The organism is Arthrobacter sp. B2I5 (assembly GCF_030816735.1).
In the GTDB taxonomy this organism is placed as follows: Bacteria; Actinomycetota; Actinomycetes; order Actinomycetales; family Micrococcaceae; genus Arthrobacter.
In genome coordinates, this window is record NZ_JAUSYF010000001.1 from 220,549 (window position 1) to 239,942 (window position 19,394).

19 protein-coding genes, 1 pseudogene and 1 riboswitch are annotated in these 19,394 nt (G+C 68.6%); of the genes and pseudogenes, 11 read left to right on the forward strand and 9 right to left on the reverse strand.

The features are described 5' to 3' along the window. Positions 1-150: 150 nt before the first annotated feature. Both QFZ60_RS00980 and QFZ60_RS00985 read left to right on the forward strand, forming a co-directional pair. Complete coding sequence (locus QFZ60_RS00980; protein ID WP_307087350.1) at positions 151-1,494, forward strand: MFS transporter; 1,344 nt, start codon at positions 151-153, stop codon at positions 1,492-1,494. An 8-nt stretch (positions 1,495-1,502) separates the two neighbouring features. Continuing rightward, positions 1,503-2,927, forward strand: coding sequence for an MFS transporter (locus tag QFZ60_RS00985; protein WP_307087351.1), 1,425 nt, complete (start codon positions 1,503-1,505; stop codon positions 2,925-2,927). On the opposite strand, the gene QFZ60_RS00990 is transcribed toward QFZ60_RS00985, so the two are convergent. Next, positions 2,916-3,683, reverse strand: a complete 768-nt coding sequence (locus QFZ60_RS00990) for a cyclopropane-fatty-acyl-phospholipid synthase family protein (protein WP_307087352.1) — start codon at positions 3,681-3,683, stop codon at positions 2,916-2,918. The genes QFZ60_RS00985 and QFZ60_RS00990 overlap by 12 nt on opposite strands. Before the next feature lie 317 nt (positions 3,684-4,000). On the opposite strand from QFZ60_RS00990, the gene QFZ60_RS00995 reads away from it, so the two are divergent. Continuing rightward, entirely contained in the window at positions 4,001-5,914 is a 1,914-nt protein-coding gene (locus tag QFZ60_RS00995; protein WP_142117988.1) for a DEAD/DEAH box helicase, read from the forward strand. A 384-nt stretch (positions 5,915-6,298) separates the two neighbouring features. Here QFZ60_RS00995 and QFZ60_RS01000 read toward each other — a convergent pair whose 3' ends face one another. The 7 genes from QFZ60_RS01000 to QFZ60_RS01030 form a co-directional block, all read right to left on the reverse strand. Next, positions 6,299-6,889: an MBL fold metallo-hydrolase gene (locus QFZ60_RS01000; protein ID WP_307093162.1), complete on the reverse strand. Its 591-nt coding sequence runs from the start codon at positions 6,887-6,889 to the stop codon at positions 6,299-6,301. Between the two features lie 66 nt (positions 6,890-6,955). Then, positions 6,956-7,258 carry a putative quinol monooxygenase gene (locus QFZ60_RS01005; protein ID WP_307087353.1) on the reverse strand — a complete coding sequence of 101 codons (303 nt, stop codon included), beginning with the start codon at positions 7,256-7,258 and terminating at the stop codon, positions 6,956-6,958. Between the two features lie 55 nt (positions 7,259-7,313). After that, positions 7,314-8,327, reverse strand: a complete 1,014-nt coding sequence (locus QFZ60_RS01010) for an aldo/keto reductase (RefSeq protein ID WP_307087355.1) — start codon at positions 8,325-8,327, stop codon at positions 7,314-7,316. 39 nt (positions 8,328-8,366) lie between these two features. Then, positions 8,367-8,993, reverse strand: coding sequence for a nucleoside/nucleotide kinase family protein (locus QFZ60_RS01015; RefSeq protein ID WP_307087357.1), 627 nt, complete (start codon positions 8,991-8,993; stop codon positions 8,367-8,369). A gap of 9 nt (positions 8,994-9,002) precedes the next feature. Beyond that, positions 9,003-9,362 (reverse strand): multidrug efflux SMR transporter, encoded by a 360-nt coding sequence (locus tag QFZ60_RS01020; protein WP_307093163.1) that lies wholly within the window; start codon positions 9,360-9,362, stop codon positions 9,003-9,005. 2 nt (positions 9,363-9,364) lie between these two features. Then, positions 9,365-9,688 (reverse strand): multidrug efflux SMR transporter, encoded by a 324-nt coding sequence (locus QFZ60_RS01025; protein WP_056330883.1) that lies wholly within the window; start codon positions 9,686-9,688, stop codon positions 9,365-9,367. A gap of 10 nt (positions 9,689-9,698) precedes the next feature. Continuing rightward, positions 9,699-9,763: riboswitch (guanidine-III (ykkC-III) riboswitch) on the reverse strand. Positions 9,764-9,849: 86 nt separating this feature from the next. Beyond that, entirely contained in the window at positions 9,850-11,031 is a 1,182-nt protein-coding gene (locus QFZ60_RS01030) for an ROK family protein (RefSeq protein WP_307087360.1), read from the reverse strand. A 145-nt stretch (positions 11,032-11,176) separates the two neighbouring features. Between QFZ60_RS01030 and QFZ60_RS01035 the strand changes: the two genes are divergently transcribed. From QFZ60_RS01035 to QFZ60_RS01060, 7 genes and pseudogenes are all read left to right on the forward strand, one after another. Further along, positions 11,177-12,505 (forward strand): ABC transporter substrate-binding protein, encoded by a 1,329-nt coding sequence (locus tag QFZ60_RS01035; protein WP_307087362.1) that lies wholly within the window; start codon positions 11,177-11,179, stop codon positions 12,503-12,505. A 125-nt stretch (positions 12,506-12,630) separates the two neighbouring features. Then, on the forward strand, positions 12,631-13,419 hold the full coding sequence (locus QFZ60_RS01040; RefSeq protein ID WP_307087364.1) for a carbohydrate ABC transporter permease: 789 nt from the start codon (positions 12,631-12,633) through the stop codon (positions 13,417-13,419). Then, complete coding sequence (locus tag QFZ60_RS01045) at positions 13,416-14,300, forward strand: carbohydrate ABC transporter permease (protein WP_307087366.1); 885 nt, start codon at positions 13,416-13,418, stop codon at positions 14,298-14,300. The genes QFZ60_RS01040 and QFZ60_RS01045 overlap by 4 nt, the downstream gene beginning before the upstream one ends. A 23-nt stretch (positions 14,301-14,323) precedes the next feature. Next, positions 14,324-15,412, forward strand: coding sequence for an ABC transporter ATP-binding protein (locus tag QFZ60_RS01050; RefSeq protein WP_307087368.1), 1,089 nt, complete (start codon positions 14,324-14,326; stop codon positions 15,410-15,412). Between the two features lie 173 nt (positions 15,413-15,585). Continuing rightward, positions 15,586-15,888, forward strand: a pseudogene (locus QFZ60_RS21595) (glycogen debranching protein); the annotation flags it as partial. A 67-nt stretch (positions 15,889-15,955) separates the two neighbouring features. Then, complete coding sequence (locus QFZ60_RS01055; protein ID WP_307087370.1) at positions 15,956-16,774, forward strand: hypothetical protein; 819 nt, start codon at positions 15,956-15,958, stop codon at positions 16,772-16,774. A gap of 45 nt (positions 16,775-16,819) precedes the next feature. Next, a complete protein-coding gene (locus QFZ60_RS01060; protein ID WP_307087371.1) occupies positions 16,820-18,094 on the forward strand; it encodes a Gfo/Idh/MocA family protein in 1,275 nt (424 codons plus the stop codon). Here QFZ60_RS01060 and QFZ60_RS01065 read toward each other — a convergent pair. After that, positions 18,078-18,647: a HutD family protein gene (locus tag QFZ60_RS01065; RefSeq protein WP_307087373.1), complete on the reverse strand. Its 570-nt coding sequence runs from the start codon at positions 18,645-18,647 to the stop codon at positions 18,078-18,080. The genes QFZ60_RS01060 and QFZ60_RS01065 overlap by 17 nt on opposite strands. Before the next feature lie 105 nt (positions 18,648-18,752). Between QFZ60_RS01065 and QFZ60_RS01070 the strand changes: the two genes are divergently transcribed. Continuing rightward, the gene (locus QFZ60_RS01070) at positions 18,753-19,364 is read left to right on the forward strand and encodes a phosphoribosylanthranilate isomerase (RefSeq protein ID WP_307087374.1); all 612 of its coding nucleotides are present in this window, start codon (positions 18,753-18,755) and stop codon (positions 19,362-19,364) included. Positions 19,365-19,394: the final 30 nt, after the last annotated feature.

Genomic DNA, 19,394 nt, shown 5'->3' on the forward strand with positions numbered 1-19,394 from the left:
GTTGATTAGTGCGGCCCTCTGCCGGGCCGCGGCTGCTTACAACGTACGAAGCTGCAAGAGGGCGCCGGAAGGTGCTTTGCGCCGTATGTGGAAAACTTCCCGGCCGCGCTCTCCCGCAGACCGGCGGACCACTCCTGCAAGAATGGGCGCATGACGGACGCAACGAATGCCGAAGCAGGGAAGCGGCGGCGGGGACCCTCCTCCGGGGACGGACCGGGACGGTCCCGGACCGGCAGCAGCCTGGTGGAACCCGGCACCCTGGTGGATGCCGAAATCGATGAACTGCCGCCTGCGGAACCAACCCGGGTGGGCAGCCGCCGTGCCCTTGCCTACCTCGGCGTGTGCCTTGTCCTGATCGGCCTGAACCTGCGCAGCGTCTTTTCCAGCCTTTCCGCGGTCCTCCCGGAGGTGACCTCCCAGGCAGCACTGCCCGGCTGGTCCATAGTGGTGCTCACCACAGTGCCCGTCACGCTGCTGGGTGTGTTCGCGCCGCTCGCCCCGGTCCTGGCCCGCCGGTTCGGTGCGGAGCGGGTGCTGCTGGGCGCCATGGCGCTGTTGACCGCGGGGCTGCTGCTGCGGCCGGTGGGCACCGGTTCCGGCCCAGGTGCCGGCCACCTGCCTGCCCTCCTGGTCGGCACCGCAGCCTGCGGCGCCGCCATCGCGCTATGCAACGTGCTTCTGCCGGGCCTGGTCAAGCGCGACTTCCCGCACCGGCTGGGACTCATGGGCGGCCTCTACACCACCGCCATCTGCGCCTCCGCCGCGCTCGGTGCCGGCTTTACCTACCCGGTCTACACGGCAACGGGGGAGTGGACCAAGGCACTGTGGGTCTGGGCGCTGCCTGCCGCCGTCGTCCTTCTCCTGTTCCTTCCCGTCGCTGTCCGGCAGGGGAGTGTCCGGCACCAGGCGGTCCGGGACGGGGTGAACGTGTGGCGCTCCTCCGTTGCCTGGCAGGTAACCATCTTCATGGTGCTGCAGGCCATGATGTCCTTCAGCGGTTTCGCCTGGTTGGCACCCATCCTTCGCGAACGGGGTGTGGACGGGGCGACGGCGGGCCTCATCGTTGCCGTATGCATCGTGCTGCAGATGTTGGGTTCCCTGTTCGCGCCGGCCCTGGCGGCGCGTTTCCGGGACCAGCGCGCCATCAACACGGTGGTCGCCCTGATGACCGGCGGCGGATTTGTGCTGAGCATCCTGGGCCCGCTGGATCTGATCTGGGTGTGGGCCGGGCTGCTCGGGCTGGGGCAGGGCAGCCTCACTGCCTGCGCGCTGACCTTGATCATGCTCCGCACCCGCGACGGGCACACCGCCGCCCACCTTTCCGGCATGATGCAGGGCGTCGGCTACGGGGTGGGCTCCACAGGGACGCTGATGGTGGGCCAGCTGCACCAGGCCACCGGGTCCTTCGTTCCCGCCGGAGTCCTGTTCATGGTGGTGGGCCTTCTCGCGGCGGTCTTCGGCTACCGGTCCGGCCGGAACCGGTACGTGGGCTAGGAAACGCTGTGCGGGACTCCACCCTTCCGGCCGCCCACCCCGCTACCGGGATCTTCCGGCCCCCGTATTTCTGGGTAACCCTGGGCACCTGCGCCCTGGTGTTCCTGGCCGCGTTCGAATCCCTGGCCGTGACCACCATCATGCCCCTGGTCAGCCGGGAGCTGAACGGCGCAAGCCTCTACGCCCTGGCCTTCGCGGGGCCAATGGCCACCGGCGTGATCGGGATGGTGGGGGCCGGGAACTGGTCTGACCGCCGCGGCCCGGCCATGCCGCTGTACGCCTCCGTGGCACTGTTCGTGGCCGGACTCCTGATCGCCGGCACCTCGGTTTCCATGCCCATGCTGGTGGCCGGCCGTCTGGTCCAGGGGCTCGGCGGCGGCGCCCTCACCGTGGCGCTGTACGTGCTGGTGGCGCGGTTCTTTCCCGGGCCCCTGCACCCCAAAATCTTCGCTGCGTTCTCCGCCGCCTGGGTGATCCCGTCGCTGGTGGGGCCCTTCGCAGCCGGCGTCGTGGCCCAGGTCTTCAGCTGGCACTGGGTGTTCCTGGGCGTGGTGGGCCTGGTCATTCCCGCGCTGGCGATGATCGCGCCGGTACTGCGGGAAACCGATGAACCGGGCGCCGCGGACGGGTTGGAGAAGGCTGGCCGCCCGAAGGAAACTGTCCCGCCGTGGGCCCTTGGCCGCCTGGCGTGGGCGGCGCTGGCCGCGCTCGCCGTGCTGGGCCTGAACCTCTCCGCGGACGTCCGCATCCCCGCCTTTCCCGCCGCCGCGGCGCTCCTGGCGTGCGCCGCCGTCGTCCTGGCCCTCGTGGCGGTCCGGCCGCTGGTGCCCGCCGGGACCCTCACCGCCCGCCACGGACTGCCCAGCGTGATCCTGGCGCGGGGGCTGGCGTCGGCATCGTTCTTCGGCGCGGAGGTCTACCTGCCGTACCTCCTGATCGACCGGTACGCGTTCCCGCCCACCCTGGCCGGCCTGACCCTCACCGGTGGTGCGCTGGCCTGGGCCGGTGCCGCCGCCGTGCAGGGCCGGCTGGGTGCCAGGCTGCCGGACCTGCGCGCCGTCCAGGTGGGATCGCTCATGGTTCTGGCAGCTGTTCTCCTGGCCCTGGCCACCACCGCGCTGCACTGGCCGGCCGCCGTCGCCATCGCCGGCTGGGTCCTGGCCGGCGGCGGCATGGGCCTGCTCTACCCGCGCCTGAGCGTGATGACCCTGGCGTTGTCCACCAAGGAGAACGAAGGCTTCAACAGCTCCGCCATGTCCATCTCGGACTCCCTCGGCGGGGCGTTGTCGCTGGCCACCACCGGGATTGTCTTCGCGGCCTTTACGACGGCGGTCCAGTCCTTCGCAGGCGTCTTCGCCTTCACTGCCGCCATTGGCGTCGCTGCGACGCTGGTAGCACCGCGGGTCACCGCCAGGAGGACGTTACCGGACTAGGGGCAGGCGGGTGGCGCGCAGGACGACGTCCGCAATGGTCGCTTCCTGCCCGTCCGGCCCGGTCGCCGGCCGCTCCCGGCTGGTGAGGACCTCGATCTGCCATCCGGACCCGTCTAGCCCCAGTTCACGGACCAGGTCGTCACCGGTGTAGAACATCTCCCGGTGGTTGTGGTGGTCGTTGCCCCAGGGCGGCAGCCGGTCCGGGTGGTGGCCCACCACCAGCAGGGTTCCGCCGGGCTTGACGGCTGCGGCGGCCGTGCGCAGCGGGACCCGCCAGTCCAGTTCCTGGGAGTGCAGGAACTGGGAGGTCACCAGGTCATAGGAAGTACCCGGTTGCCACTGCGTCAGGTCCGCCAGTTGCCAGCTGATCCGGCTGCCGATGTCCCCGTTGGACGCGCGCACGCTTTCCCGGGCCAGTTCGGCCAGCTCGTGGGAATGCGCCCGCTCCAGGGCAACAGCGGAAACGTCGACGGCGGTCACGGACCAGCCTTGCTGGGCAAGCCAGATGGCGTCCGCGCCTTCGCCGCATCCCAGTTCCAGCGCCTTTCCCGGGCGCAGGCCGCCGGCCTCGCGGACCAGCTGCGGGTTCGGCTTCCCGCTCCAAAGCCGTGCCCTGCTGCTGTACCGCTCGTCCCAGACCGCAGCGGGATCGATGCCGCCGCCAACCCCCTCCGGCGCCCCGCCGCCGTCGTCCGCGTGGTGTTGGCGTGCCTCACTCTGGTGCCTGTCCTGGCGCTGCCCCGGCTGTTCGCTCATGCCTCAACACTGCCCCGCCATGGACTCGAAGGCAACGCCCGGGACGGGGGATGGGCCGCGGGATGCTAGACTGGAGGAACTTGATGTGCAGTGATGCCGCCTGCTCCTGACTGGAGATCCTTTTCCAGGGAGTGGGCTTTCTTCATGTGAGAGGCACATCCTGCGTCGATGAACGCGTTCCATTTGGTCCCGGCCGGCTGTCCTATTTACAGCGCCCGGTTTGATCACCTGACTTTTCTTCGGCGAAACCCCTGGTCCAACCGGCATCGGGGGCCGATATCCGCCCGGATACCGCCAGAAAGACCGTAAAAAACTACATGACTACTTTTGCTGCCCTCGGTACTCCCAAGGCCCTTGCAGACACCCTCTCCGCCCAGGGAATCGTTGAACCGTTCCCCATCCAGGTCAAGACCCTTCCGGACACGCTGTCCGGTCGCGACGTCCTGGGCCGCGGCCGGACAGGATCCGGTAAGACCATTGCTTTCGCCATCCCGCTTGTAGCACGACTCGCTGAGCGGGAAGCCAAGTACTTCCGCAAGCCCGGCCGCCCCATGGGCCTGGTCCTGGCACCCACCCGTGAACTGGCAACCCAGATCAACGCCACCATCGAGCCGCTGGCCAAGGCCGCCGGCCTGAACACCACCGTGATTTACGGCGGCATCTCCCAGGCGCGCCAGGAGAAGGCGCTGCGGGCCGGCGTCGACATCGTCATCGCCTGCCCCGGCCGCCTGGAGGACCTGATCCGCCAGCGCATCCTCACCCTCGAGGCCGTGGAGATCACCGTCCTGGACGAGGCTGACCACATGGCCGACCTCGGCTTCCTCCCCGTGGTCAAGAAGCTCATGGACATGACCCCCAGCCAGGGCCAGCGCCTGCTCTTCTCTGCCACCCTGGACAACGGCGTGGACAAGATCGTCCAGCGCTACCTGTCCAACCCGCTCACCCACTCCGTGGACGATCCGCAGGCCGCGGTGACCACCATGGAGCACCACGTCCTGGTGGTCAACGACCAGACCGTCAAGAAGCAGCTGATCGTGGAGCTCGCCTCCGGCGCCGGCCGGCGCGTCCTGTTCATGCGGACCAAGCACCACGCCCGCAAGCTGGCCAAGACCCTGACCGATGCCGGGATCCCCGCCGTGGACCTGCACGGCAACCTGTCGCAGAACGCCCGTGACCGCAACCTCGCCGAATTCTCCAACGGTGACGTCCGCGTCCTGGTGGCCACCGACGTCGCCGCCCGAGGTGTGCACGTCGACGACGTCGAACTGGTTATCCACGTGGACCCGCCCACCGAGCACAAGGCATACCTGCACCGCTCCGGCCGCACCGCGCGTGCCGGATCGGACGGCACCGTTGTCACCCTGACGCTGCCCGAGCAGCAGGCCGACGTGAAGAAGCTCATGAAGGCTGCCGGCGTTGACGTGAACTTTGAGCGCGTCTCCGCCAACTCCCCGATCGTGGCTGACCTGGTGGGCGAAATCGCCGACAAGGTGGACCCCCGCACCCGCGCCGCACTGATGGCCGCCAAGGCCCCCAGGCAGGGTGGCGGCACCTCGACGGGTGCCAACGCCGAGCGCAAGCGTGCACGCCGCCAGGCTGCACCGTCTGCCGGTGGCCGCGGCGGACGTGGTGGACGCGGCAAGGTTTCGGCCGAGCCTGCCCGCACCGATGTTCCCCGCGCCGAGCGCCGGGCTGTCGCCTTCGAAGGACGCACGGAAGCCCGCGCAGCCTTCGACCGCAATGCAGAGCAGAACGAGGACCGCGCCGTGGCAGCAGCCGCTGCCCGCCGCAACGCCCGCGGCCGCGGCACCGCTGCCGGCACCCACCGCAACGATGTCCCCGCAGCAGGTGGCCGCTCATCCGCCGGCCGCGGTTCGGACGGACGTGCAGCTGAGGGCCGCGGTGATTCCCGGATCACCCGCAGTGCCGCCCCCCGCGGCGGCACCGGCCGCCCCGCCTCCGGCGGACGCCCGGCCTCCGGCGGCGGCCAGCGCAGTGGACGCCCCGCAACCGGCCAGCGCGCAGCAGCAGGGGCATCGGGCCAGCGCTCTGCGGGTGCAGGAGCAGCCGGCGGCAGCAAGGCCGTCTGGTCCTCCAACACCGGCGGAACCTCCGGTGGGTCTTACGGTTCGGGCAGCGGCGCCTCCGGCAACGGCGGTTCGGGCCGTCCCGCCCGCAGCGGCCCCCGCCGCGCGTCCGCCCCGGCGTCGAACGAACGCCGCAGCCGCTAATCCCCACCGGCCCCCTCGCCTCGCAAGCTCGGCCAGGGAACCCTGCCGGCGTGGGCCCACCCACCGGCCCCCTCGCCTCGCAAGCTCGGCCAGGGAACCCTGCCGGCGTGGGCCCACCCACCGGCCCCCTCGCCTCGCAAGCTCGGCCAGGGAACCCTGCCGGCGTGGGCCCACCCACCGGCCCCCTCGCCTCGCAAGCTCGGCCAGGGAACCCTGCCGGCGTGGGCCCACCCACCGGCCCCCTCGCCTCGCAAGCTCGGCCAGGGAACCCTGCCGGCGTGGGCCCACCCACCGGCCCCCAACGGCCCCAACATCGAGTGCTCCGTAGTTGTCGTTTAGACGCATCATAACGACAACTACGGAGCACTCGATGCGTTTAACCGCCTACCAGCCGCGGGCGCGCCACTCCTCCAGGTGCGGCCGCTCGGCACCCAGGGTGGTGGGCTTGCCATGTCCGGGATGCACGACGGCAGTGTCCGGGTAGGCGCCGAAGAGCCGCTCCGTGACGTCGGACAGGAGCTGGTTGAACCTTCCGGGGTCCTTCTGCGTGTTGCCCACCCCGCCCGGGAACAGCGAGTCACCGGAGAAAATGTGCGCAGGCCCGTCCGGATCCTCGTAGACAAACGCGATCGAGCCCGGAGTGTGCCCCCGCAGGTGGATGGCCGTGACCTCAAAGCCGTCCACGGCCACCTTGTCCCCGTGCCCAAGCCGCCGGTCCACCGCAACCGGCAGCGCGTCGGCGTCGTCCGCCCCGGCTGCTGTCGGCGCCCCCGTTGCTTCCACCAGCTCCTTCAGCGCGCGGACGTGGTCCCAGTGCTGGTGCGTCGTGGCGATCAGCGCCACGTGCGGCGCTGCCGACGCGTCCGCTGCCCCGTCCGCCAGCAGCTGCCGGATGGCAGGCAGGTCGTCCGCGGCGTCGATCAACAGCTGTGCACCGCTCTCCTTGGCCGTCAGGAGGTACACATTGTTGTCCATTGCGCTGACGGAGATGCTGCGGATGGTCAGGGCCGGCAGGTCGTACCGAAGTGAGTCAGGCACGGGCTACAGCTCCAGCGGCAGGGTGGTGGAGTAGACCTGCTTGGACGGCGGCGCGGCCAGGATCTCGTGCAGGGTGCTCTTGCCTTCCGGCGTGGTCCGCCAGGCAGCGTAGTCGGCATGGTCCTGGGCGGTGGCCCAGGTTTCCACCACCAGGATGTGGCAGGGGTCGGCGTCATCCACCAGCGCTTCAATGCCTTGGTTGCCAGGCCAGGCGCGGGTGGCCGCAAGGGTCTCGGACAGGTACTTGGCGGCGTCGTCGCGGTGCGCGGGGTCAATCTGTACTTCGAAATGGACGATGGCAGGCATGGGGCTCCTTGGGGTGGCGGTCAGGTCAGGGTATGCGGGCTCTCAAAGAAGGCGGTTATTCCCGGCCCTCGGACACCCATTTGGGGTCCGCGGAACGGGAGCCGACGACGGCGTCGGACGCTGCGTCGAGCGCCTCCAGGTGCGCCGGGGTCAGGTCCAAGGCAAGCGCGCCAAGGTTTTCGTCGATCCGTTCGGCCTTGCGGGTGCCGGGAATGGGAACGACCGGCAGGCCGAGCAGCTTTCCCTGGGCGGGCAGCCAGGCAAGGGCCACCTGCGCGGGGGTGGCGCCGAGTTGGTCCGCCACGGACCGGACGGCGTCCACCACCGCCTGGTTGGCGCTTGCGGCGTCCGGGGCAAAGCGGGGGATGTTCCGCCGGAAGTCCTTCTCGCCCAGGCTTGCGGTGTCAACGGTTCCGGTGAGGAAGCCCCGGCCCAGCGGGGAGTAGGGGACAAAGCCCACGCCCAGGGCTGCGGCGGCGGGAACAACATGGCGTTCCACGTCCCGGCTCCAGATGGACCACTCGCTCTGGACCGCCGCGATCGGGTGGACCGCTGCCGCGTCCTGCAGTTCCTGCGCCGTCACTTCGGACAGGCCCAGATGCCTGACCTTGCCCTGCTTGACCAGCTCGGCCATGGCGCCCACGGTTTCCTCGATGGGGACGCGGACGTCGCGGCGGTGCATGTAGTAGAGGTCGATGACGTCGGTGCCCAGCCGTTGCAGGCTCCGGTCCACGGCCTGCCGAACATACTCAGCGTCGCCGCGGATGTCCGTGTAACCGTCAGTTGGCGTGCCCACCAGGGCGAACTTGGTGGCCAGCTGGACCTCATCCCGCCGGTCCTTGAGCAGCTGTGAAATCAGTTCCTCGTTGCTGCCGCCGCCGTAGATGTCCGCGGTGTCGATGAAGCTCATGCCGGCATCGACGGCATGGTGCAGGGTCCGCAGTGCCTCGGCAGGGTCAACCTCGCCGTACACCGGGGTGAGGGCCATGCCCCCGAAACCCAGGGGGCTGACGGCCAGGCCGTCGCCGAGTTGGACAGTGCCACCGGGATTAGTGGACGTGTTTGCCATGGTGCTCCTGTTCGTTTCCTTGATTTTCAAAAAGTTTGGCTAAAGCCAGGGGATGATGCGGTCCGCGGCCGGGCGCGTGGCCTGGATCAGGCGGGCATTTGCTTCATCGGGTCCATTGGCCCAGGCCACGGCGGCGTCCCGGTCCATCCCGAATGACACATGGCGGTCCACCAGCCGCTGCAGCCGCAGGGCGGGCGGCGTTTCCAGGAACCACACCTCGTCCAGTTGCGCCCGGATCTCTTTCCACGGTTCCTGGTCCGCCAGCAGGTAGTTGCCTTCCGTGATCACCAGCGGGACGTCAGCCGGGACGGCGATGGAGGCGGCCACCGGCTCGTCAATGGCGCGGCGGAACTCCGGTGCGTAGACCACGGCCTCGTCCCGGCGCGCCAGGCGCCGCAGCAGCGAAAGGTAGCCGCCGGAGTCGAACGTATCAATGGCGCCTTTCCGCTGCCGCAGAGGGGTTCCCTCAATAATCGCGTTGCCCAGGTGGAAGCCGTCCATGGGGACCACAACCGACGTCCCCGGAGTGAACTGCTTCTGCAGCCAGGCGGCAAAGGTGGACTTCCCGGAGCCCGGCGCCCCGGCGATGCCCAGGATGGTGCGCGTTCCAGGTGCCACCCGGCGCCGCAGCGCGTCCAGGGCATCGGTGATCTCGGGGGAGTCCATGGCAAAAGCCTAGTCACTGGTGCGGGCAGGCGCCGCGTCCATCGCAGGCAGCGCCTTGAGGCCGGCGGCGCAGCCCACGATGCCGGCAATGAACAGCAGCTTCACAACGCTAAATGGTTCCACTCCGGTAGCCATGGCCCAGCCCACCGTCAACGCGGCACCGATGCCCACCCAGATGGCGTAGGCGGTGCCCAGCGGAATGCTCCGGATGGACATGCCCAGGCCCAGCATGCTCAGGGTGGCGGTGACGGCGAAGACAATCGTGGGCAGCGGCCTGCTGAAACCGTCGGACAGGCCCAGGGCCGTCGCCCAGACTGCCTCCAGGACAGCGGAGGCCAGGAGCACCAGCCAGGGAAGCGAACGTTTCATTGTCACGCCACCACCTTGAGGCCAACCACGCACGCGGCGATGCCGGACAGCAGCAGCAGGCGCGCCGCCGTCGGACGTTCCACCCTGGTAGCCATTGCGTAGGCGGAGGTCAGGACCACGCCCACCCCTACCCATACCGCGTAGGCCGTGCCGGTGGGAATGGACTGCATCGCCACGGCCAGGCCGCCGGTGCTCGCGGCAACGGCCACCAGGAACAGGGCTGCAGGGGCCAACCGCCGGCGCCCGGAAGCCTTGGAAGCACGGTGCAGGGCGGCTGCCCAGACGGCCTCCAGCGCGCCGGAAAGAATGAGGATTAACCAGGACATGACCAGATCCTTTGGCCAGTCTTGTCGCGTGCCGGGTACTGAACCGTCGTCCGGAGGCTCGGGATGGAGCCTTGGATTCCAAGGTAGCAAGGCGCGACGGCGGCGGCCACCTTGGTGCCCAACCTCACCAGTCACAGTGGGCGGCGTGCCCAGCGGCGTGCTCAGCCGCCGTGCCGGGCCAGCAGCTGTTCCACCCGCTCCGGCGCGTAGAGGCTTTCCTCCACGAGCCGGCACAGGCCCACCGCGGTGGCCTTGCGGCTGTCCGCCGGGACGATCTCCAGATCCACCAGGGAAGGTTCGAAGGCGTCCGTGAGGATTTGCTGCCGGCATGCCTGCAGGAAGCCGGGGAGCACTCCCACCAGGCCGCCCACCGCCACCCGGCCGGGGTTCAGCGTGCCCACCATCGCGGCGAGGGCCCGTCCCAGCACCCTTCCGGCCGCCGCAATTGCGGCCTGTACGTCCGGGTCGCCGTCGGCAGCGTCAACGAACCGCCTCAGTGTGCCGTAATGCGCAAATTGCGGGGCGGCCAGCAGCGCGCGCCCGGAAGCCACCGCCGCCAGGCAGCCGTCCCGGCCGCAGCGGCACCGGCAACCGGCGGCCTCCGGGATGCGCACATGCCCGATGTCCCCGGCGGCGCCGTGGGCGCCGCGCACCAGCGAACCCCGGACAATGATCCCGGAGCCGATCCCGGTGCTGACCTTCACCGCGATCAGGGAGTCGAGGGGGCCCCGGACCTCACCCACCGCCATGGACCGGGCGTCGTTCTCCAGCAGGACCGGGCAGTCAAGCATGGATTCCATCGCCTCCTGCAACAGCTGCAGGTCCCAGTGGGCAAGGACGGTCCGCTCCAGCCCCAGGCGGTGGAGTGGGTCAACCGGAGCCGGCAACCCAACTCCTGCTCCTACCGGCTGCCGGCCGTCGAGCAGCCGCAGCGCCTCGCCGACCACCTGGCCCACCACCACCTCCTGGGCGTCCCCGATCTCCACGGGGATACGGGCAGAGGCCACTACCTCCCTGCCCAGCGACAGGAGATGGATTCCGGCGTGCGTATGGCCGATTTCCAGGCACAGCACCAGCTTGTTGCGGTCGTCGAAACGGAGGGAGCGGGGCGGCCTGCCACGCTGTGCGCGCAGGGGAGTGGATTCGTAGACAAGCCCGGCCGCGAAAAGCGCGTCGAGCCGCTCGTAAAGGGTGGAACGCGCCATTCCGGTGATCTCCAGCAGATCGGCCCGGCGGTACCCGGAGGCGTTGGAGCGCAGGAGCTGGAGAAGGTGCCCGGCGCTGGTGGCGGGGCCCGCCGGCGGCTGGGCAACTTCTCCCACCAGCGTCCTCTGGTCCGTCATGCGGCCGGCTTCCTTTCCCAATGCGTTTGATCCGTCCACTGCGGGCACAGGGACTGGCCCCTCAGCATTGACGTGATCTGTATCACACAATTATGATCGATCATCAGACAAAAAACCTAGCAGTCCTTCACCCCAGGAGGCTCTAATGTCCGTTACCGCCCAGCATGACGTCAGTCGGCGAGCATTGTTGAAGGGGGGCCTCACGGTGTTGGCGGCCGGCCCGGTGCTTGCAGCCTGCGGGGTGAATACCAGCGGAAGCGGCGGCAAGGGATCCGTCAGCTTCCTCTCAACGCAGTTCTCCCCGGTGGAGGAACGCCAGAAGTACGAGGCAACGCTCAAGAAGTTCGCGGGGGACATCAGCGTTGCCTACAACCCCGTTGATACGGGCGTTTTCAACACCACCCTGAAGTCCCAGCTCGCCGCGGGGAAAGTGGAGGTGGGGATCGCAGGTGGGCTCCACGGCGACCTCGCCCCCTTCGCCTCGCAGCTGGAGGACCTCAGCTCGCTGATGAACGACCTGTCCTCGGCCGGCTACTCCAAGGACGTGGCTGAGCTGGCCAAACTCGGCACCGATGTTCCCCGGTACATCCCCTGGATCCAGGCCACGTACGTGCTGGCGGTCAACAAGAAGGCGCTGCAGTGGCTGCCCTCGGGAGCCGACGTCAACAAGCTCACGTACAACCAGTACCTGGAGTGGGCAAAGGCGGCCAAGGATGCCAGCGGCCGGCCCGTCTTCGGCTTGCCGGCCGGCCCCAAGGGACTGCACCACCGCTTCTACCAGGGCTTCCTGCTTCCCAGCTTCACGGGCGGGCAAATCACCACCTTCCGCAACCAGGATGCCGTCAGCGCCTGGACGTACATGAGGGAGCTCTGGGCCAACACGAATCCGGCCTCCACGAATTACGACTTCATGCAGGAGCCCCTGGCCAATGGCGAGGTCATGGTGGCCTGGGACCACGTGGCGCGCCTCATTACGGCCGTGAAGGACAAGCCGGACGACTGGCAGATGGTTCCGGCGCCGTCCGGGCCCAAGGGCAGGGGCTACCTCCTGATCGTGGGCGGTATGGCGGTGCCGAAGGGTTCGCCTGAGAAGGACAAGGCCTTCGAGCTCATCAAGTCGCTGTCCAAGCCCGAGGCGCAGATTGAGACACTGAAATCCAACTCCTTCTTCCCTGTGGTGAAGACGGACATCGGCGGCGACCTCCCCGGCGGCGTGGCCCTTGAAGCCAAGGCAGTCAAGGCGCAGCAGGAGGCCTCCGACGCCCTGCTCGCCCTGCCGCCGGTGGGCCTGGGCGATAAGGACCCCCAGGTCTCCCAGCTGTTCAAGAACTGCTTCCAGGAGATCTGCCTGAATAACGCGGACGTCAAGGCCACGCTGGACCGGCAGGGGGCGGAACTGGCCAAGATCATGGACAGCCTGAACGTCCCGTGCTGGGCACCGGATCCCAAGACGTCGCCCTGCAAGGTCGCGTGATGGCCGCCCCGGATGCGCCGGCGGCAGCCAGGCCGCACGTTCCCCCTCCCGGCCCAAGAGTCCGTGCGCCCAGGAGAAGGGGGAGTTCCGCGGCGCTGCTGCTGATCGCCCCGTCAATCGTGTTCATGACGCTGCTCTTCGGCTGGCCGATGGTCAGCGGCGTCCTGCAGGCGTTCGGCGGCCCCGAAGGCCTGACGACGGCGAACTTCACCAGGTTGTCCCAGGACCCGTACTTCTGGTCCTCGGTGGGCAACACCCTCCTGCTCATCGTGGTGATGATCCCCATCCAGTTTGTCCTGGCGCTGGCGATGGCCCTGCTTATCAGGGCCAAGCCGCGGGGGGCGTCTGCCTACTTCTACATCTGGGCCATCCCGCTGGCAGTCAGCGACCTCGCAGCCGGCCTGGTGTGGCTGACCGTCTTCACGGACCGCGGCTACCTCAACTCGCTCCTGGCGTCCCTGGGCCTGCAGCCCGTCTCCTGGCTCGCCTATGACAACTACCCGTCCATGTTCGGTGCCGTGCTGATCGCGGAGGTCTGGCGGGCCACGTCGCTGGTGTTCGTGATCGTCGTGGCCGGCCTGCAGTCCATCCCCAAGGATTACGAGGAAGCCGCCGGCGTCTTCGGGGCCAGCTTCTGGAACCGGCTGTGGCACGTGACCCTGCCGCTGCTGCGCCCCAGCCTCCAAACAGCCTTGATCCTGAGGACCATCCTGGCCTTCCAGACCTTCGCCGTGGCCCTTGCCCTCACCGGCCAGAACTTTCCGCTGGTGGTGGGCGAAACCTACCGCTGGTACACGGGCCTGCAGGACCCCAACGTGGCATCCGCGCTGGCCCTGGTGGTCATGGCCGTGTCCATGGTCACGGCAGTGGGCTACCTGAAACTCCTGAGGGACCAGACGGAGGCGGCACGATGAGCCACGCAACAACGTCCAGGACAGATGCCGGGACCACCTGGCCTGAACCCGGCGTGGACCGCAGGCCGCTGGCGCGGCGGCGCCGCAACCGGGTGCTCCTCCAAGTGGCCTGCATCCTGATCACCCTCTTCATGGCACTGCCGATCTACCTGATCGCGCTGGCCGCGATGTCCAGCAGGCAGTCGCTGCAGAAGTTTCCGCTCAGCTTCATCCCGGACAACTTCTCCACCGAGACCATGCAGACATTCCTGCAGTCCACCGGCATCCTGGGCGGCCTGATCAACTCCGTCCAGGTGGGCGTGTTCACCCTTGTGCTGTCGCTGCTTATCGGTGTTCCCGCAGGGTACGCCGTGGCACGTTTCGCCTTCCGCGGCAGGGAGCCCTACCAGTTGTTCCTGCTGTTCACCCGCGCCCTGCCCATCGTCGTGCTGTCCGTGCCGCTGGCCCAGCTCTTCCTGCAGACGGGGCTCTACGACAGCGTCCTCGCCGTCGTCCTGCTCCACAGCGCACTGGCCCTGCCCACCACCATCCTGATTACCGCCTCGGTGTTCCTCGGTGTTCCGCGCGACGTGGAGGAAGCGGCCAGGATCTTCGGCTGCAGCCCGGTGCAGGCCTTCCTCAAAGTGGTCCTGCCCATGGCCATCCCCGGCATCGCCGCGGCCTCGATCTTCACGTTCGTCATGTCCTGGAACGAAGTCCTGGGCGCGTCGATCCTGACCCTGAACCAGCGAACACTCCCCGCCCAGGTCCTCAGTTCCCTCGCCGAATCGCCGCTCGCCTACCGCTTCGCCGGCGGCTTCCTGCTGGTGGTCCCGGCCCTGGTCTTCATCTTCTTCATGCGCCGCTACCTCACCAACATGTGGGGCTCCACCATCCGCTGATTGCGTCCCAGAGAGGCCGTCCCATGGCTGACATCTCCATCAAGGGTCTGCACAAGACCTACCCGGGCAGCACCGAGCTGGCCACCAACAACGTCTCCCTCGAGGTTGCGGAGGGCGAGTTCATGGTGCTGCTGGGTCCTTCCGGGTGCGGAAAGACCACCCTGCTGCGCATGGTGGCCGGCCTGGACTTCCCGGACCAGGGGAGCATCTCCATCGGCGGGAGGGACGTGACCTACCTGCCGCCGCAGGACCGCAACCTTTCCATGGTGTTCCAGTCCTACGCCGTCTTCCCGCACAGGAATGTCCGGACCAACATCGGGTTCGGGCTGATGATGAAGAAGGTCCCGCGGGAGGAACTGGAGCGGAAGGTGGCCTGGGCCGCGGACCTGCTGCAGCTCAGCCCGTACCTGGACCGCTACCCGGCCAACCTCTCCGGCGGGCAGCGGCAACGCGTCGCCGTCGCCCGGGCCATCGTCATGGACGCCGATGTGCTGCTCATGGATGAGCCGCTGTCCAACCTTGATGCCCTCCTTCGCCTCGACTTCCGCGCCGAGCTGAAGAAGATTGTCCAGCAGCTTGGCTCCACCACGCTGTACGTCACCCACGACCAGGTGGAGGCGATGAGCCTCTCCGACCGGGTTGCGGTGATGAAGAAGGGCCAGATCGCCCAGCTGGGCCATCCGATCACGGTGTACGAGGAGCCGGCAGACCGTTTCGTGGGCGGCTTCATCGGCTCGCCGCCCATGAATTTCCTTGACGGCCGCATCACCCAGCAGGGTGCCCTGGAAGTTGGCGGCCAGAGCATCGCGGCGCCCGAATTCCTGGCCAGGGCAGCGGCGCGCACGGGTGGCACCCCGGTCATGGTCGGGATCCGGGCGGAGAATATTGCCCTGGCCCCGCGCGGCTCGGAGGGGTCCCTGGATGCCGCCGTGGAAGTGGTGGAGCCGCTGGGGCACGCCACCTTGCTGACGGTGGACCTGGGTGGCCAGAGCGTTAAGGTCCAGGTCCCCTCCACGGACAAGGTTTCCGCAGGGGAGACGGTGGGGCTGCGCTTCGAGCAAAGCGCCCTCCGCTTCTTCGATACGGAAACCCAGTTGGGACTGACGGCGTGAGCGCAGAAGCGGACGCATACGGGTTTCCGCTTCGAGACCTTGGGGAGATGCGGCAGCGGGCCAGGGATGTCCTGGCCGGGAATGACCTGGGCACGATGGTCACCGCCGCACCGAATCTCTACCCGCACATGTGGAGCTGGGATGCTGCGTTCGTGGCCACCGGCCTGTCCACTATGAGCGTGGCCCGGGCGCTGCAGGAGCTGGACCACCTTCTGGCGGCGCAGTGGACGAGCGGGATGATTCCGCACATTGTCTTCTCCGACGTCCCCGGCTATTTCCCGGACGTGGAGCGGTGGGGAACCCGGGGAGCGTCACCCGAGGGAGTGCAGTCCAGCGGCATTTGCCAGCCGCCTGTGCATGCGACGCTGCTGCGCCGCATCGTGGAACGCGCGACGGCGGCCGGCGGCGAGGATGCCACGCTTGCCGAGGACTTTACCCGGCGGACGCTGCCGCAGTGGATCCGCTGGCACGCCTGGCTCCGCAGCAGCCGCGGCGGCGACGGCTCGGGCCTGCTCACCATCTACCATGGCTGGGAGTCCCGGGATGGACAACTCGCCAAGGTTCGACGGACCTTACTCCAGGGTCCGACCCGGGAAAATGGAGCCCTTTGTCCGGACCGACACACTGAAGGTCACCGACCTGAGCCAGCGGCCCAGCGACGAGGAATACAGCCGCTACCTCTGGCTGGTGCAGCAGATGGCCGACGTCCGGTTCGACGACGCACGGCTGCCCGGCGTGATGGATTTCCAGGTCAAGGACGTCTTCATGTCGGCGATCTTCGCGGCGGCCAACGAGGACCTGGCCGTGCTGGCGGAACATATCGGCCTGCGCGGGGACGCGCCGCGCTTGCGGGAGTGGGCACAGGAGTTCCGGGAAGGCGTGGACGCCACGGTTGATGAACACACAGGGCTTGCGCGGGACCGGGATGTGCTGGCAGGTGTTTGGATCGGGCTGCCCACGATGGCCGGCTTCGCCCCGCTGATCTCCACGGCTGACAACGCCCTGCTGCGGCGGCAGCTGGAGATCTTCGAGGGGCCGGACTGGACGGGAGACCCGCGACTGGCCTTCCCGCTCCCGGCATCAACCTCTACCACCTATGAGGGCCTCAAACCGCGGCAATACTGGCGGGGACCGGTCTGGCCGGTGATGAACTGGTACCTGGCGGGCTGCCTGCGCCGGCGCGGCGACGAGGAACGGTACCGGCGGCTGCGTGAAGCGTCCCTTGCCCAGTTGATGGAAGGCCACTTCGCCGAGTACTACGAGCCGTTTACGGGGGAGCCGCTGGGCAGCATGGACCAGTCCTGGACGGCGGCCGTCGCGCTGGAATGGCTCGCCGACCCAGACGCTACCGACGCCCGCTGACCCGTGGAGGCACCGCCGTCGTCCGCTCTGCTGCCCAAAGCACCTGTGCGCCTCCTCATTGCCGGCGCCGGTGCACGGGGCTCCGCCTATGCCCGGCTTGCAGTGGATACCGGCCTCGCCGTGGTGGTGGGGATCGCGGAGCCGCGCCGGCCGCTGCGCGAAACCCTCGCGGCGGAGCTTGGCGTGCCGGCCGCGGGTGTTTTCGAGGATTGGCAGACCATGCTCCGCACCCGGCTGCCGGCGGACGGCATCATCATTGCCACCCCCGACCGCGAACACGGAAGGCCGTTCGCCGCCGCGGCAGCCCATGGCTACCCCGTCCTGCTGGAGAAGCCCATCGCCCCCGATCCGGCCGGCTGCGCGGAGTTGGCCCGCCTCCAGCAGGAAGCGGGGATCAGGGCAGCCGTCTGCCACGTCCTGCGCTACACCCCGCTGACGGCGCTTCTGCGGCAGCTCCTCGCTGAAGGGGCCGTAGGCCGGATCATCTCGGTCCAGCATTTGGAGCCTGTGGGTTTCTGGCATTTTGCGCACTCGTACGTGCGCGGGAACTGGCGACGGGAGGAAGAATCCAGCCCCTTCCTGCTGGCCAAGTGCACCCACGACGTCGACTGGCTTTCCTTCATCATTGGAAGCCGGCCCGTGCGGGTGTCCTCCTTTGGCAGGCTCTCGCATTTCCGGCCGGAGGAGGCGCCGGATGGCGCGTCACGGCGCTGCACGGACTGTCCGGCGGAGCCCGGTTGCCCCTATTCCGCCCTGCGGATCTACGGGCCGGGCCGCCCTCCGGACGGTGCCGCGGCGGACCCGGCACGGGCCTACTTTACCGACGTCGTGGACCCGGGCGGCACCCGCGAATCGCTGTGGCAGGCACTGGAAAGCGGGCCCTACGGTCGCTGCGTCTACGGCGGAGGCAACGACGTAGTGGACCACCAGGTGGTGAACATTGAGTACGAAGACGGCACAACGGCCGCCTTCACCGCCACTGCCTTCACCGCCGCAGGCCCGCGGCGCACCAGGATCTTCGGGAGTCACGGTGAGATCTCCGTTGAGGCAGGCAGTGTCTCGGTCCACGACTTCCTGACCGGCACGAGCACCGACTACACGGTCCCCGCTGCTGCTTCCACCGTGGCGGGTGAAAAGCATGAAGGCGGCGACCGGGGACTTGTTCAAGCCTGGGTCAGCGCACTCGCCCGCGGTGACTGGTCGGGTGTGGTGTCGGGGCTGGCGGAATCGCTGGTCAGCCATTCAGTGGTTTTCGCGGCCGAGGAGGCGCGCCGGCGGGGGACCGTCGTCCCGGTGGAGGGGTTCAGCCCTTTGCTGTGACCGGGTCGATCGACACCACGGCCAGGAAGCCACGGCCCAGGATCTCGGGGGAATCGGCGTCGGAACCCACCACGGAGTCGTACCGGCCCAGCTCCAGCGGCTCGGACCCGCTTTCGCTGACCTTCGCCTGTCCCTGCAGCAGCACCCCAAGCTGCCCCTCAAAGACGGGGTGGGCGCGCTTTTTGGACAGCTCAATGATGGAGGTGTAGCCCTTGCAGGCGGCCGTGCGGGTGATGACGTTGAGGTCCCGGATGTCGCCGGTGGGCAGCTTGGCCGCGGTGGCCGCGCCGCCGTCGAACCTGAAGGGCCGGTACTTTTCCAGGGGCTGTTCCGCGCCGTCCACGGTAAGCAGCAGCAGTTCTCCTTCAATGACCGTCAGGACCCGCTCCATGCCGGGGAACGCGGAAAAGTCCCCCGCCTTGGCGACGTCCGCGATGCTCACCCGCCAGTCCCAGCCGCCGTCGTCGGTGCCCTTGCGTGCGATTTCCCTGGTCACGCCGCCGCCGTTGCGCCATGGTTCGGCCTTGAGGTCAGCGAAGCGGATGATCTGCATCAGCCCAGCCTAGTTCGCCGCGGTGGTCACGCGTCGCAGCGCGTGCCCTGTGCCTGCTACTCTCCTGCGGGGGGTCATCACGAAAACAGCCTGAAGGAGCCGGGAATGTTCGTCAAAGTGTGTGGTCTCAGCACCCCCGAATCGGTGCGCGAAGCGGTGGATGCCGGCGCGGATGCCGTGGGATTTGTGCTCACGGCCAGCCCCCGGGTTGTCTCGCCGTCGCAGGCTGCCTCCCTGCTGGCAGCGGTCCCCAGCGGCGTTTCCCCGATCGGGGTCTTCCGGGACGAGCCGGTGGCGGATGCCATCGCGATCGCCCGGGCCGCGGGCCTGGAATGGATCCAGCTGCACGGCGCGCGGTCGCGTACGGACGTGGCAACAGTGCACGACGCCGGCATGAAGCTGATCAGGGCCGTCGCCATGGGGGCCGGCCAGGATGAGTTCGAAGACTGGGGCGAGGACCTGCTCCTGATTGACGCCGCCGTGCCGGGTTCCGGGGAATCCTGGGACTACGCCTCCGTGGCCGCCCTGCCGGCGCTGCAGGGACGGAACTGGCTGCTCGCCGGCGGCCTCGATGCCGCCAATGTTGGCCAGGCATCAGCGGCCGCGCATGCCTGGGGAGTGGACGTTTCCTCCGGCGTCGAAGCATCCCGGGGCGTGAAGGACCTGGCCAAAGTCCGGGCCTTTGTCCAGGCGGCAAAGGCGGCCGCCACGGTTTAGGCGCTGCCACCCGGCACGCAGGCCCGTAGA

Coding starts and splice junctions, on each gene's coding strand:
- QFZ60_RS01005 (WP_307087353.1), bottom strand. CDS start 7,258: ATGCCTGCCATCGTCCATTTCGAAGTACAGATTGACCCCGCGCACCGC.
- QFZ60_RS01030 (WP_307087360.1), bottom strand. CDS start 11,031: ATGACGGACCAGAGGACGCTGGTGGGAGAAGTTGCCCAGCCGCCGGCG.
- QFZ60_RS00995 (WP_142117988.1), top strand. CDS start 4,001: ATGACTACTTTTGCTGCCCTCGGTACTCCCAAGGCCCTTGCAGACACC.
- QFZ60_RS01045 (WP_307087366.1), top strand. CDS start 13,416: ATGAGCCACGCAACAACGTCCAGGACAGATGCCGGGACCACCTGGCCT.
- QFZ60_RS00990 (WP_307087352.1), bottom strand. CDS start 3,683: ATGAGCGAACAGCCGGGGCAGCGCCAGGACAGGCACCAGAGTGAGGCA.
- QFZ60_RS01020 (WP_307093163.1), bottom strand. CDS start 9,362: ATGAAACGTTCGCTTCCCTGGCTGGTGCTCCTGGCCTCCGCTGTCCTG.
- QFZ60_RS01050 (WP_307087368.1), top strand. CDS start 14,324: ATGGCTGACATCTCCATCAAGGGTCTGCACAAGACCTACCCGGGCAGC.
- QFZ60_RS01070 (WP_307087374.1), top strand. CDS start 18,753: ATGTTCGTCAAAGTGTGTGGTCTCAGCACCCCCGAATCGGTGCGCGAA.
- QFZ60_RS01000 (WP_307093162.1), bottom strand. CDS start 6,889: ATGGACAACAATGTGTACCTCCTGACGGCCAAGGAGAGCGGTGCACAG.
- QFZ60_RS01055 (WP_307087370.1), top strand. CDS start 15,956: ATGGACAACTCGCCAAGGTTCGACGGACCTTACTCCAGGGTCCGACCC.
- QFZ60_RS01040 (WP_307087364.1), top strand. CDS start 12,631: ATGACGCTGCTCTTCGGCTGGCCGATGGTCAGCGGCGTCCTGCAGGCG.
- QFZ60_RS01015 (WP_307087357.1), bottom strand. CDS start 8,993: ATGGACTCCCCCGAGATCACCGATGCCCTGGACGCGCTGCGGCGCCGG.
- QFZ60_RS01025 (WP_056330883.1), bottom strand. CDS start 9,688: ATGTCCTGGTTAATCCTCATTCTTTCCGGCGCGCTGGAGGCCGTCTGG.
- QFZ60_RS01010 (WP_307087355.1), bottom strand. CDS start 8,327: ATGGCAAACACGTCCACTAATCCCGGTGGCACTGTCCAACTCGGCGAC.
- QFZ60_RS01065 (WP_307087373.1), bottom strand. CDS start 18,647: ATGCAGATCATCCGCTTCGCTGACCTCAAGGCCGAACCATGGCGCAAC.
- QFZ60_RS01035 (WP_307087362.1), top strand. CDS start 11,177: ATGTCCGTTACCGCCCAGCATGACGTCAGTCGGCGAGCATTGTTGAAG.
- QFZ60_RS00980 (WP_307087350.1), top strand. CDS start 151: ATGACGGACGCAACGAATGCCGAAGCAGGGAAGCGGCGGCGGGGACCC.